This is a genomic window from Thermostichus sp. OS-CIW-20 (assembly GCF_054061455.1).
The window spans coordinates 58,897-71,690 of sequence record NZ_JBSSEF010000009.1 but is presented as its reverse complement, the minus strand read 5'-3'; the positions used below and the strand labels follow the sequence as shown (position 1 = coordinate 71,690).

The 12,794-nt window shown below is 61.2% G+C and carries 11 protein-coding genes and 1 pseudogene; 6 read left to right on the top strand and 6 right to left on the bottom strand.

Annotation, left to right across the window (positions count from 1 at the left end; all coding sequences use genetic code 11):
• Both ACVWXC_RS05565 and ACVWXC_RS05560 read left to right on the top strand, forming a co-directional pair.
• Positions 1-133 (top strand): annotated as a pseudogene (locus ACVWXC_RS05565) (IS630 family transposase); the annotation flags it as partial.
• A 202-nt stretch (positions 134-335) separates the two neighbouring features.
• Complete coding sequence (locus ACVWXC_RS05560) at positions 336-593, top strand: hypothetical protein (RefSeq protein WP_049749773.1); 258 nt, start codon at positions 336-338, stop codon at positions 591-593.
• Between the two features lie 210 nt (positions 594-803).
• Here the strand turns inward: ACVWXC_RS05560 and ACVWXC_RS05555 are convergent, their stop codons facing one another.
• Entirely contained in the window at positions 804-2,972 is a 2,169-nt protein-coding gene (locus ACVWXC_RS05555; RefSeq protein WP_457391522.1) for a tetratricopeptide repeat protein, read from the bottom strand.
• Positions 2,973-3,168: 196 nt separating this feature from the next.
• On the opposite strand from ACVWXC_RS05555, the gene ACVWXC_RS05550 reads away from it, so the two are divergent.
• Genes ACVWXC_RS05550 through ACVWXC_RS05540 form a run of 3 tightly spaced genes read left to right on the top strand, consistent with a single transcriptional unit; the run spans position 3,169 to position 5,635 of the window.
• Complete coding sequence (locus tag ACVWXC_RS05550; protein WP_011430892.1) at positions 3,169-4,677, top strand: hypothetical protein; 1,509 nt, start codon at positions 3,169-3,171, stop codon at positions 4,675-4,677.
• Positions 4,678-4,710: 33 nt separating this feature from the next.
• Complete coding sequence (locus tag ACVWXC_RS05545; RefSeq protein WP_099813344.1) at positions 4,711-5,097, top strand: thioesterase family protein; 387 nt, start codon at positions 4,711-4,713, stop codon at positions 5,095-5,097.
• Positions 5,084-5,635 carry a hypothetical protein gene (locus tag ACVWXC_RS05540; protein WP_011430890.1) on the top strand — a complete coding sequence of 184 codons (552 nt, stop codon included), beginning with the start codon at positions 5,084-5,086 and terminating at the stop codon, positions 5,633-5,635. The genes ACVWXC_RS05545 and ACVWXC_RS05540 overlap by 14 nt, the downstream gene beginning before the upstream one ends.
• A 39-nt stretch (positions 5,636-5,674) precedes the next feature.
• Here the strand turns inward: ACVWXC_RS05540 and ACVWXC_RS05535 are convergent, their stop codons facing one another.
• Positions 5,675-5,830, bottom strand: coding sequence for a PepSY domain-containing protein (locus tag ACVWXC_RS05535; RefSeq protein ID WP_346426067.1), 156 nt, complete (start codon positions 5,828-5,830; stop codon positions 5,675-5,677).
• Positions 5,831-6,362: 532 nt separating this feature from the next.
• Here ACVWXC_RS05535 and ilvB point away from each other — a divergent pair.
• Positions 6,363-8,159 (top strand): biosynthetic-type acetolactate synthase large subunit, encoded by a 1,797-nt coding sequence (ilvB, locus tag ACVWXC_RS05530; protein ID WP_457391519.1) that lies wholly within the window; start codon positions 6,363-6,365, stop codon positions 8,157-8,159.
• Positions 8,160-8,441: 282 nt separating this feature from the next.
• Here the strand turns inward: ilvB and ACVWXC_RS05525 are convergent, their stop codons facing one another.
• From ACVWXC_RS05525 to ACVWXC_RS05510, 4 genes are all read right to left on the bottom strand, one after another.
• Positions 8,442-10,049, bottom strand: coding sequence for a glycoside hydrolase family 57 protein (locus ACVWXC_RS05525; RefSeq protein WP_011430886.1), 1,608 nt, complete (start codon positions 10,047-10,049; stop codon positions 8,442-8,444).
• Positions 10,050-10,201: 152 nt separating this feature from the next.
• Positions 10,202-11,677: a glycogen synthase GlgA gene (gene glgA, locus ACVWXC_RS05520; RefSeq protein ID WP_457391517.1), complete on the bottom strand. Its 1,476-nt coding sequence runs from the start codon at positions 11,675-11,677 to the stop codon at positions 10,202-10,204.
• Between the two features lie 197 nt (positions 11,678-11,874).
• Positions 11,875-12,327 (bottom strand): DUF2996 domain-containing protein, encoded by a 453-nt coding sequence (locus ACVWXC_RS05515; RefSeq protein ID WP_099813003.1) that lies wholly within the window; start codon positions 12,325-12,327, stop codon positions 11,875-11,877.
• A 74-nt stretch (positions 12,328-12,401) separates the two neighbouring features.
• On the bottom strand, positions 12,402-12,767 hold the full coding sequence (locus tag ACVWXC_RS05510) for an NAD(P)H-quinone oxidoreductase subunit M (protein ID WP_011430883.1): 366 nt from the start codon (positions 12,765-12,767) through the stop codon (positions 12,402-12,404).
• Positions 12,768-12,794: the final 27 nt, after the last annotated feature.

The window sequence follows — 12,794 nt, the reverse complement described above, 5'->3', positions numbered from 1 at the left end:
GAAGCATTTTATTCGGCAGCTTTGCAGAATTGGGAAATATAGCATGGAGCAGATAGTGAAGACTTCTTTACTACTGATCAATCCATCCTCCTTCCAAAGTTGGTTTGCTAAGTGCTGCTATTGTACCCCTTGAGCCCTTAACAGGCTGTAAGCTCAACCACTTTACGGTCATTTCGGCTGATGGAGTTTCTCTTTCCTGACAGAAGCCAAAACCAGTGGTACACTACCGCTACGGTGAGTTGGTCAGATTGATGGCAGGGATCCCTCATTTCTATTGGCGTTGGGCTAGGTGGGCTACACCGGCTCTGTGGGCGTTGCTGCTGTCGCCTGCTCCTATGGCTTGGGCTTCTGCTCTGGAGGTGCCTCAATTTGATCTGAGTGTTGTCCGCTCTCGTTCTTTGCCGTGGCGGCACCCGCTCCCTTGGCCAGAGATAGGGGATCCCAACCCATCTGAAGCTGAGGTCGAGGCGGCGGAGCATCTTTTCTTGGAGTTCACCCTCGAAGAGAGCAACGCCGCCATTGCCCTGTTCGGGTGTGATTGCCCAGCCCATATCAACCAACTGCGACGACTGCGCGGCCTGCCCTTGCTGTGAACGGGGGAGAGCTGACGGCCCCTCTGAACAGCACAGTTTGTATATTGCTAAGGCTGAGGTTCTCCCCCTGCTCAGTAGCCTGCTTCCGCGCTTCAGTTCGCGGATGGTCTACATAGCCCTGAGCCGGTGGAGTTTTGTCAGGCAGGGAGGCAAGCTGTCCCTGGGCATAAATCCAGTCAGGGCGTTGTGGGGATTGGCACAAGACAAGGGCTAAGCGGAGGGATCCGGTAGGGGCCTACGGTCTACCGGTTGCGGCTCCTCTTGAGGGGTGAGGGTTTTCAGTTCTGGCAGCGCCGTTCCTGCCGGCGCGTCAGCAGCAGGGCTCTCGGCAAAGTTGCCCGGCAACGGTGTCGGCGAGCTGGAGCCGGCGCGGTTCAGCTCCTGCAGAGCAGCTTGGGCCGGCTGAAACTGGGGATCCAGTTCCAGGCAGCGCTGCAAACTGGCCTGGGCCGCCTCCTGCTGGCCGGCCTGTAGTTGGATTAGCGCCAAGGTATGCCAGAAGGCGGGCCGCTGCGGCTCCAGTTCTGTGGCCCGTTGGGCGTCGGCTAGAGCCAGCTCCAATTTCCCCAGCTTCAGGGCCTCCCAGGCGCGGTTGTTGAGGGCCACCGCGTCTTCTGGGGTGAGCTGCAAAACCCGCGAGTAGGCCTCCACCGCTTTTTCTGCCCCTTTCAGGTCGCCATACACTAGCCCTAAGGCAAACCAGCCCCAGGGATCCCGTTCGTTGAGGCGGGTCATCTGTTGGGCGGCAGCAAGGGCTTCTTCCAACCGGCCCAAGCGCCGCAGGCTGGTGATCTGGCCAAACCAGCAGGCAAAGCTGCCGGGACGCTGTTGCACCAGGCGCCGGAACTGCTCCAGGCTGGCTTCGTATTGCCCCAGCTCCTGCTGGGCCACCGCCAGGGCGTAGCGAGCCGGGAAGTCCTCTGGCCGGATTTTCAGGGCTTCCTCGAAGTGAATGCAAGCCTCCCTCAGGTAGCCCAATTTCTGGAAGGCCACGCCGCGGGCATACCAGCTTTTGGGGTTGTCGGCGTCGTAGCGCAGAGCACGTTCCAGGGCCTTGCTGGCCAGCCGATACTGCCCCAGGCGCAGCAGAGCCACCCCTAGGTTGTGGAGCGTAATGGGATCCCGGCGGCGCAGCCGCAGCGAGCGCTTGTAACACTCGATGGCCGAGCGCAGCCGCTGGCAGTGGAACAGGGCATTGCCTTGGTAGCGCCAGACCCGGCCACTTCTGGGGTTGAGCTTCAGGACGCGGGCAAAGCTGGCCGCCGCCGAGCTGGGCCGCCGCAGCCGCCGCAGCACGATCCCACGCGCCAGCCAGGTGCGGGGCTGTTGGGGGTTGTAGCGCAGCGCCTTGTTCAGGCTGTTGAGGGCCAGCTTGGGCCGCTTCAGTTGCATGAGGCGAATGCCGCGATTGTGCCAGGCCAAGGCATCTTCGGGGTTGCTCTCCAGCACCTTGTCGTAGTTGACCACCGCCGCTTTGTACTGGCCCAGGCGCCCCAAAATCAGGGCCAGGCGCAGCCGCGTCTCCTCGTCGTAGGGGTTGATGCTCAGGGATCCGTTGTAGCTGTCCACCGCCTCGCGGTAGCGGGCCAACTGCACCAGCACATCGCCGCGCCGGCTCCAGGCCAGGGCAAAGTTGGGATCCATGTTCAAGGCACGGTCGTAGGCGGCCAGCGCCTCGCTCAGGTTGCCCCGCTTGCGCCACTCCTCGGCCCGCTCAAATTGAATGTCGGCGCTGTTCCACTGAAACAGCCGCTGAATAAATTGCAAAATGGCAATCTTGCGTGCTCCTTCCTCCGGCGTGGCAGAGGGCATTTCGCCGGTGGCAATGCGCAGGATGGCCATTTGAATGGCCCGCAAAAAGGCCTGGAACCCCCGCACCTCCTCATCTTCAGGGAGTTCCTCGCGGCGACGGTATTGCAGCCGAAATCGCTGCAGATCCCCGGGGGCGGGAAAGCTGGGATCCAAAAAGTGCATCAGCTCCCGGGCCCGGTACTCGAACAGCACCGGATCCTCATCGGAGCCGCTAAAGTCCAGCAGCGGCGCTTCTGCCAAGGGGCGGGGCAGCTCGGCGGGCGTGTGCAGCAGCGTCAGCAGGCGCTGGTTCTGCCGGGGCGGGGCGTGGGAGAAGCCGCTGTAGAGCTCATCTCTGGGCCAGGGATTGGCGACAAACTCCGGCGAGGCCACCACCCCGACCCAGCGGCACTGTTCGATGGCCAGTTGCAGCTCCAGCCGGCGGTCGTCTCCTGGCTGTAGCATCCAGCGGTCAAACCAGACCTTGAAGCCCTCCCGATCCAGCCGCTCCGCCAACTGCCGCGCCCAACGGGCCTGGGCCCGGTGGTAACGCAAGAAGAGGTCGAACTTGTAATGCTCGGAAGACATGAACGCCCGCTCGCTGCTCTTTTCCAGCTTATCTTTGCCACCGCCTCGGCGGCTTGGGGCATTGCCCTTCCCCGGCTGGGGGATAAGGCACCAAGTTTCTGTCAACCCTTTTGCCGTTTGCGCCAGCGGGACGGAGTCCTTCGATGGCCAGACCAAGATCGGCGATAGTTGAGGAAGGGTTGGTCAGGAGGGGGAGATGGTAAGCGGAGCGCTGGCGATTGGGGCTGCAATTGGCTTGGTGGTTTTGCTGTTGGAAGCGATTCGCTATCGCCGCTGGGGATCCCTTCGCCGTTGGCAGCCGGCAGTGGGGCTGGGCTTGGCAGCCTTGGCGGCGCTGGGGGCAGGGCTGGGACAGTTGTCGGAGCCGATCCCGCTAGCGGTGTTGCTGGGGGGACTGGTGGGGTTGGGTCTGCTGGGCTTGAGCGGCTGCGGGCGGGCCGGGCAGGGGCTGGCGGTGCTGCTGCTCAGCTTGGCCAGCGTGTGGGGCCTAGCCCGCGGTGCTTTCGAGGAATCTGAGGCGGGAGCTGCTTTTTCTCTGCTGCTGTGGGGCTGCGGCCTGGGGATGGGCTTGGTGGGGATCCCGTTGCTGGGCTGCTTGGCCGAGGCGGAGATGCTGTCTGTGCTGATGGGTCTGGGCCAGGGCTGGAGCGGCATCGCCGCCTTGACCTGGGGATCCCGCCTGCTGGAGATGGGCTCCCCCCAAGATCTCCCTTGGTCGGTGCTGCTGCCGGTGGGGCTGGCTGCCCTCAGCCTGGTGGCGGGCACGCTGCCCCTGCTGATCCTCCCCGTTCCCGCCAGCGGGACGGAGTCCTCGCGCGACAGCGAGGTGGGCTCCAACCGGCTGCTGTCGGCCCTGGGGCACGGTGTGGGATGGCTGGTGGCGACGGCGCTGGCTTTGGCCCTGGTGCGCAACGGGCTGTACCAGGATCCCTTTTGGGCGCTGCTGTACGGGGCGGGGGTGCTGCTCTCGTGGGCTCTGCTGGCTTTGGAGGGCGGGATCCCGGCACCCGAGGGGAAAGAGGCCTTGCTCTGGCGGGCCTGTGTGAGCCTGACGCTGGTAGGCGGTGGGGCGCTGCTGGCGCTGCGGCTGGGGGGATCCTACGGGGCGGCGCTGCTGGGGCTGGGGTGTCTGGCTTTTCCCAGCCGCTGGGGGGCAATGGCCGCCCTGTTTTTGTCGGCCCAACCCCTGCTGCAAAACCTGCTGCACCAGTTCAACCTGCAGGTGGCCGGGATCGACCTCACCCAGCCCTATGTGGCGGCGGCGCTGTACCTGGGCATGGCGAGCATGGGGCTGGCAGCGCTTGTCCACTGGGTGTACGGGCAAGACAGGCCGCTGCCGACGGGGATCGGCCTGACGCTGGCCAGCCTGCTCCTGCCGCTGGGGGTGGGCTATTTCGTCCACGCCCAGCCGCAGGCGGCCTTCTTGCTGGCAGCCTTGATCACCGCCTTGATCTTGGCAGCGCTGCAGCCCATAGCCCTAAACCAAGAAAGGGGAAGGGCACCTTGGACAGGGACCCAAGCTTTGGGCCTGGCTATGCTTGCCATTTTGGGCTCCAACCTCAGCCGCAACTGGACGGTGACGGGGTTCTATGCCACCCGCCTGGAGCGGGCCCTGGTGCTGGTGGTTCTCGTCGGGATCCTGGTTCTCTGCCTCTTGCTTGGGCAGGGCTGGCGCCTGTGGCAGTCCAGGACTGCATCCCGCTAAATGCCCACCCTCGCCTGTTGGGGCTCCCAGACCGTGAAACCTGTTCCTCTCGGCACCCGCGGCACCTGGCAAGGGATCCCCGGCCCCGAGCAAACGGCAGAGGCCCTGGGCAACCCCGGCGTGAGGGTGATCGGATCCCCGGCGCTGTTGGCGCTGATCGAGCGGTGCGGCCACAACACCTTGCAGCCCTTCTACGAGGGGGAAGAAGCCGTCGTCGGGATCCGCTTTGCCCTGGAACACTGCTCGGCAGCCGTGGTCGGGGATCCTCTACACGTTCAGGTTGAGGTTGTGCAAGCGGTGGGAAGGCGCATTGAATTTCAGGTGAAGATCACGCAGCAGGGGCGCTTGGTCATGCAGGGATCCTATACCTGTCAGGTGGTCGATTTGCCCCGTTTTCTGGCTCGCTATGGGCTGGCCTGAGGTCATCCAGCGCCTGGCAGGGCTGTTGCTGGTCACGGGGTTGGGGCTGTTTTTGTTCTGGCCACAACAGCTCCTGCTGCGCTACCGCAAGCCTTGGCAGGGCCCCCTCGCCTGGGTTGGGGAATGGCGCGGGTGGAGGGGCTTGGCTCTGCGGGGCAGCCGTCGGGGTTGGGAATGGCGCTGCGGGTCCCTATACGTTCGCGGGCATTGGCCAGCCTGGGTGGGCTGCCGTCTCTCCTTTGCCGACTGGCCTCGCTTCTGGCCCCTTCTGAGGCGGTTGGCCGAGGGGATCCAGATCCAGTCCTGGCGAGGCGGCCTGGAAATCGGCTTTGCCGACCCGGCCTTGACGGGGCAGTGCCTAGGGCTTTTGGCAACCCTCCCCCCCTCGCTGGCTTGCCACCTGCGCTTGACCTTCGCCCACACCGGCTGGCACGGACAGGGATCCCTGCTGCTTTGCTTTCGCGCCTGGCGAGTGCTGGGGCCGGCCTTGGAATTGGCATGGCTCATCCTGCGCAGCAGCCGCTCGAGGATCCGATAGAACTCGTCAGCCCTCTCTTGGGCTCTTTCAGCAGCCCAACTACCAGTCATCATCGATGTCTAGAATTTTCCCGGCTCTGCCATCGATTTTGACCTCAATGTCGTTGGCAAACCCCACCTTCCAAACCCAGCGCCCATTCTCCCGCTCCAGTTCGACTTCTTCAACGGAAGCAGCGGGAACAACTAAGCGAGCAATCCAATAGTTTCTTCATCGATTGCTGAGACAGAAGACTGGGCAAAAACCGGCTCTGGGCCGGTCTTGAGGCCAGCCAGCGGGTTGCCGACCAGCATCGCAATCATCAAACCTAGATAGATAACAGCAGGTTTTAGAGAAGTAGGGGAGCTCGAGGGGCAATAATCCCCTCAATAAATATTGAGGGGAGGATGCCATCAATTTCAGGTTCAACCCTCTGAGAACCGGATGGTCTCACGTCGGCCTGGGCAGGTTTTGCAGCGCAGGATCCCCAGGGCAGCGGATCCCTTCTCATCTAGAGCCACCTCTGCTGGGGATGCGACAGCTCAGCCTTAAAGGGCTCTCCAAGGCAAAAGCAGGGTGAAGGAAAAAACCGGTTGCCACCCCCCAGGTAAATCTCAACCCTGCGGAGCAAACCCCTGCTAGACTGTTGAATTAAATACACAACCTAAAAAGCCGGCCAATAGCTGGCTGGTCTTCTAGCTCAAACCCTTCAGGTTGAGCGCTCGGTCGTCTTCAGTGGGGAGAAGATATCGTGGCAACAGGGGCCTATGCACTGGTGGATAGCCTGCATCGACATGGGGTGCAGCACATTTTCGGCTATCCAGGAGGAGCGATCTTGCCCATCTACGACGAGCTGTACAAGGCCGAATCCCAAGGGCTACTCAAACATTTCCTAGTCCGCCACGAACAGGCCGCCGCCCATGCTGCCGATGGCTACGCCCGCGCCACCGGCAAGGTGGGGGTGTGCTTCGCCACCTCGGGGCCAGGAGCAACCAACCTGGTGACGGGCATTGCCAATGCCATGATGGACTCTGTGCCCATGGTGGTGATCACCGGCCAGGTGCCCCGCCATTTGATCGGCACCGACGGCTTTCAGGAGACCGACATCTTTGGCATCACCCTGCCCATCGTCAAGCACTCCTACGTGGTGCGGGATCCGCGCCAAATGGCTCGGATCGTGGCCGAGGCTTTTCACATTGCTGGCACCGGGCGACCGGGGCCGGTGCTGATCGACATTCCCAAAGATGTGGGGCTGGAAGAGTTCGACTACCAGCCGGTTAGCGAAGTCAACATCCCCGGCTACCGGCCCACGGTGCGGGGGAACCCGCGCCAGATCCACGCGGCGGCCAAGCTGATCCTGCAGGCCAAGCGGCCCCTGCTCTACGTGGGGGGCGGGGCCATCATCTCGGGTGCCCATGCCGAGATTGCCGAGCTGGCCCACACCTATCAGATCCCGGTGACCACCACCCTCATGGGCAAAGGGGCCTTCGATGAGAACGATCCCCTCTCGGTGGGGATGCTGGGCATGCACGGCACCGCCTACGCCAACTTCGCCGTTACCGAGTGCGACCTGCTGATTGCCGTGGGGGCCCGCTTTGACGACCGCGTAACCGGCAAGCTGGACGAATTTGCCAAGCACGCCAAGGTTATCCACATTGATATCGACCCGGCAGAAGTGGGCAAAAACCGCACTCCGGACGTGCCGATTGTGGGAGATGTGCGCACCGTCCTGGTGGAGCTGTTGGCGCAACTGAGCAAAATGCCCCACACCCCTGGCCAGACGCAGGCTTGGCTGGAGCGGATCGAGCGCTGGAAACGGGACTACCCCCTGCAGGTGCCCCGCTATGAGGGCGTGATCGCCCCGCAGCAGGTGATCGATGCCTTTCGTCGCCATGCTCCCCACGCCTACTACACCACCGATGTCGGTCAGCACCAAATGTGGGCGGCGCAGTTTCTGCGTAACGGGCCGCGCCAGTGGATCTCCAGTTCTGGCCTGGGCACCATGGGCTACGGTTTCCCGGCGGCCATGGGGGTCAAAGTGGCCCTGCCCCACGCCGAGGTGATCTGCATCAGCGGCGACGCCAGCTTCCAGATGAACATGCAGGAGCTGGGCACGGTGGCCCAGTACGGCATTGCCACCAAGGTGGCCATCATCAACAACGGCTGGCAGGGCATGGTGCGGCAGTGGCAGCAGGCCTTCCACGGCGAGCGCTACTCCCACTCGGATATGACTCCGGGCATGCCGGATTTCGTCAAGCTGGCTGAAGCCTTTGGCGTCAAGGGCATGCGCGTCGATCACCCCGATCAAGTGGACGACGCCATCCAAGAGATGCTGCGCCATGAGGGGCCAGTAGTGGCTGATTTTGTGGTCAAGCGGGACGAGAACTGCTACCCGATGGTGCCCGCCGGCAAAGCCAACTACCAGATGATCGGCCTGCCGGAAAAGCGGCAACTGGAGCAAGCCGCCGAGCTGATTTACTGCCCCAATTGCGGCACCAAAAACCCCAGCCTGCACAAGTTCTGCGCCGAGTGCGGCACCAAGCTCTAGAACCGGCAGGGCTGGCCATCAGGGCAGGGAAGTTGGGATCCCTTCGCAACAAGGCCCGCCCTCGGCAGCGGAAAGTCCGCAGGGATGCCGATGATGGCTATTTCAAACTGCAGTCGTTTCAAACCCGATTGAAGAAAACACTTCCCGAGCGCGCCTCTGCTGCGACCAACCCCAGCCCATCGTCCAAGAGGAAGGGGGGGAGTGAGGCTCAAGTAGTCGGAAATTCTTTTTTCCACGCGGTGCGGGTGGAAGTTGCCAAAAGGTTCCGGCCTTACCCAATGGTCAGAGGGGCCGGTAGACACGGTAGTTGAGGTTGGGGAAGATGTTGTCCATGTATTCCACCTTGGCCAGCCACTGCTCGTCTTCAGGGGTGGCTTTTTCTCGCCGAAACTGGCCGGCTTGGATCTTCTCGTAGAGGTGATTGAAGCGCAGCAGGTGGGATTTGGTGCGGCGTACCGCATAGGGAACCATCGTCCCCGTGCGCATGATGAAGGCCCAGTCGGAAGATTGGGCCAGGAGCAATTCCCGCGCCGCCTGGTTCAGGGCCCGCCACTCCAGGTCATCGGCAGGCTCGCGGCGGCTCAGCTCGATCATCCGCTCGGTAGCCTTGTGCAGGTGGGGGTAGATCCAGGCGTTGGTGGGGTTGAGCCAGTACTCGTGGAAGCCGCGCGCCCCCCAACTGGACTGGGCAGGTTTGCACACCTGGTGGGTGGGGTTCTCCCGCAAGTACTCCGCCAGGTGAGTCATGCGATAGGTATTTTGGTCGAAGTAGCTCTTGCGAATGAGGAAATCCAAAAACCAGGGGCCCTCATACCACCAATGGCCGAACAGCTCGGCATCATAAGGGGCCACCACCAGCGGCGGACGCCCCATGACGCTGTACAAATACTCGATCTGCCGCTGGCGGTTGAACATGAAGTTGCCCGCATGTTCTGCCGCCTTCTCCCTGGCCCAGTAGGGATCGTAAAGTTGCTTCTGTCCCAGATCGAGGTTGCGCCCCGTGATGCGGTGGTACTTGATGCCGGTGTTTTTCCGCTGGCCGTTGGGCATGATGTAGGGCTTGATGTACTCGTAGTCGGCCTCGTACCCCAGGTCTTTGTAGAACTCGCGATAGACGGGATCCCCAGGGTAGCCCACCTCCGCTGACCACACCTGCTGCGAAGACTCGTGATCCCGACCGAAGACGGCAACGCCAGTCTCGGTGAAGATGGGGGCGTACATGCCGTAACGAGGCCGGGGCTTGGCGTAGAGCAAACCGTGGGCGTCGGTGATCATGTAGCGCAGGCCGGCATCGGCGATCATCCGCTCCAGCCCCTGGTAGTAGGCGCACTCCGGCAGCCAGATCCCTCTTGGCCATTGGCCAAAGTGTTCGTTGTAGTGCTCGCAGGCCACGATAAGTTGGGCCCATACCGCCTGCGGGTACATCTGCATCAAGGGCAGGTAGCCGTGGGTAGCCGCGCAGGTAATGATCTCCAGGTTGCCGCTGTCTTGAAACTGTTTGAAGGCCCGCACCAGATCCCGGTCGTAGCGCTCCCAGAGATCGCGCACCATGGCAAATTGCTTGATGTAGTGCTCGGCCAGGTAGCGAATGTGGCCGTTGGTGGCGTTCTTGTCGTATTCCAGTTGGGCCAGCTCTTCCAACTTGGTTAGGTAGTGGTCGTAGCGCTCCTGCAGCAAGGGATCCCGCAGCATCGACACCAAGGGCGGCGTCAGGGACATGGTGAAGCGAAAGTCGATGCCATCTCGCCGCAGCCCCTCGAACATGTGCAGCAGCGGGACATAGGTCTCGGTGATGGCTTCGTAGAGCCATTCTTCTTCCAGCACGAAGTCTTGCTCAGGGTGGCGCACAAAGGGCAGGTGCGCGTGGAGTACCAAGGCGAGATAGCCCATCATAGCGGCCAGGGATCCTCAGGTAGGAGAAGATAACCGAGCAAGCTCCCCTTCCCCGGCAATAAATCTGTAGGGAAGGTTAAGAGCGGCATTGCTACCTATCGTCCAGCATTTCCCCCTTGTGGTCAAGGGCTGGGATCGCTGGGGATCGCTCAGCGGTGGCGAATGAACTCGTAGATCTCCAGGTATTCTTTGCCGGGGTAGTTCCAGGAGTAGTCGTAGCTCATGCCTTGGATCTGCAGTCGGCGGAACTGGTCGGGAGCGGTGTACCAAAGGTCGATGGCCCGGTCCAGAGCCGACTCCAGAGCTGCCGGATCTGTGTGATAGAAGACGTAACCATTGCGTTGTTCGGGCAATTTGTGGGGATCGTAGTCGCGGTCGAAGACGGTATCCACCAGGCCGCCCACTCCTCTCACCACCGGAACCGTGCCATATTTCAAGCCAATCATCTGGGTGAGTCCACAGGGTTCGTAGTGGCTGGGCACCACAAGGATGTCTGCCCCCGCATAGATGAGGTGGGAAAGTTCTTCGTTGAAGCCCAGCTCGATGTGAACATCGGGGTTGTCGTTGAGGTAGCGTTTCTCATGGGCAAACCAGGCGCCGATCCCCGGCTCCGTGGCGGATCCCAGCAGCACGAATTGGGCATTTTTAAACAGGGAGCGGTAGATGGCATGATGCACCAGATGCACGCCTTTTTGCTCGTCCAGCCGCCCAATATAGGCCACAATGGGCTTATCAACATCTTGTAGCCATAGCTGATCCCGCAGTGCTTTTTTGTTTTTGGCCTTGTTTTCCAAAGTTTGCGCCGTGTAGTGAAAAGGAATAAAGCGATCGATCTCAGGGTTCCAAATATCGTAGTCGATGCCATTCAAGACGCCGCGAAACTTGTGCTGGTGCAAGTAAAGAGTGTGTCCCAGTCCATAGTTGTAATTACCAAATCGCGCTTCCAGGGCATGGGTGGGGGAAACGGTGGTCACGAAGTTGGAAAAGACGATCCCGCCCTTCATAAAGTTGAGGGCAAAGGGGTTAAAGTTATCTCGCAGGCGGTCGTAATGAAAGTAATAGGGCTCCCGGTTGAGGCCGGTGGCCCAGAGGATTTCCGGGCCGCCAAAGCCTTGGTGTTTAAAGTTGTGGATGGTGTAGCATACCCGCTGGTTTTCCATGCCGTGGTACTTGTAAATCTCAAAGAGCAGCACCGGCACCAATCCTGTCTGCCAATCGTGACAATGAATGATATCGGGGCGCTTATTGCTTTTGAGAAGAAACTCCAGAGCCGCCTTGCTGAAAAAAGCAAAGCGCATGTTGTCGTCCGGGCAGCCGTAGTAGCAGCCACGATTAAAAAAGTTGTCGCCGGAGTGGGGCTCAATAAAAAAGCAAAGGCGGCCATGTACCCAGCCGCAGTACACCGAGCAGTGAATAGCTCCCCCATACCAGGGCACCCAGAGGTCGCGGTAGGCATCGTGCAAGCCCCAGATCTGGTCGTAGCGCATGGTGTCGTACTTGGGCAAAACCAGCTCGACACAGTGCCCCCGCACTTCCAGCTCTCGGCTGAGGCCGTACACCACATCCCCCAGCCCCCCCGCCTTGATGACCGGGGCACATTCCGACGCAATCTGCACGATGTACATTTCGCGCTCTCCCGTAGCACCGCCTTACTTTTCTTCACAAAAGATAATCTCTTTTGGCTTCTACAGCCCATCCCCCGCCTCAGCGAAAAGGGATCCCTGTCCGGGGATCCCTTCCTTGCCTAACAGGTGGCTAGCTCAATCTCTGGCTGCGCTGCCTACGGGTTTGGCTGGCGGCTCAGGCATCTGCCTGGGATCGCTCAATACCACTGCTGGGCATAGAGGCGCTGCACCAGATAGAACACGAACAGGGGCACATCGACGCGACGCTCGTCGATCATAAAAGACTCAATGGTGCTGGCCGGGGATCCTTCAATAGCGCAGCGGAAGAACTTGGGCCCATTGAGGGATCCCTCGGCAAAGAGGACGCTAAACTGCTTTTTGCCGCCGGCAAACGAGCCAATCAGCGTCTTGCCCTCCAGCCGCAGTTGCAGATCGGTGACGCCGCGTTTCTGAAAAGCGGCGATGGTTGCCGGGATCACATCTTCTGCAATGAGTTGCTCGAAAGGCTTCTCTTCCTTGGCTGGTTTTTTTGCTGCGGCTTTGGGCGAGGCTTGGGCAGTGTCAGTCTCCTTGGGAGCAGGGTTGGCGGCCTCAACCCGGGCCGGCTTTTCGACAGCGGTTTCCTGGGCGGGGGTAGGTTCTCCAGACATGGGCTGATACTCCGATAACAGGTCAACGATTGGCGTGCGGGCTGGCAGGCCCAGAGTCAGGGATGGAAGAGAGGCTAACCTTTGGGGATGTACTGGCCGACAATTTCTTCAGCAGGGATCTGGGGGAAGCCCATGCTGTAGTTGGGGGTACGCCCCTGCAGGTTGTAGGCAATTTCCCCTTGCTTGAGGAGAGAGCGAATGAAGTGTTCCAGGTCAGAGCCGATGCGCCGCAGGTTGTACTCAGTCAGATCCCGGCCCCTGTACTCTTCTACCAATTCCTCAAAACGAGCATAGACCTTCTGCAAGGCGGCATCGTTCCAGACCAGCTCGTTGTCGGGATCCACATCGAGGGTGAGCAGATCGTCGCGAGGCACAAAGTGGTTATCGGCGGTCACCTCGCCAGCAAAGATGTGAACGTGGCGGGTGGTGCATTTCAGCATGGCTGTCGCTCCGGTCGAGATCCTACG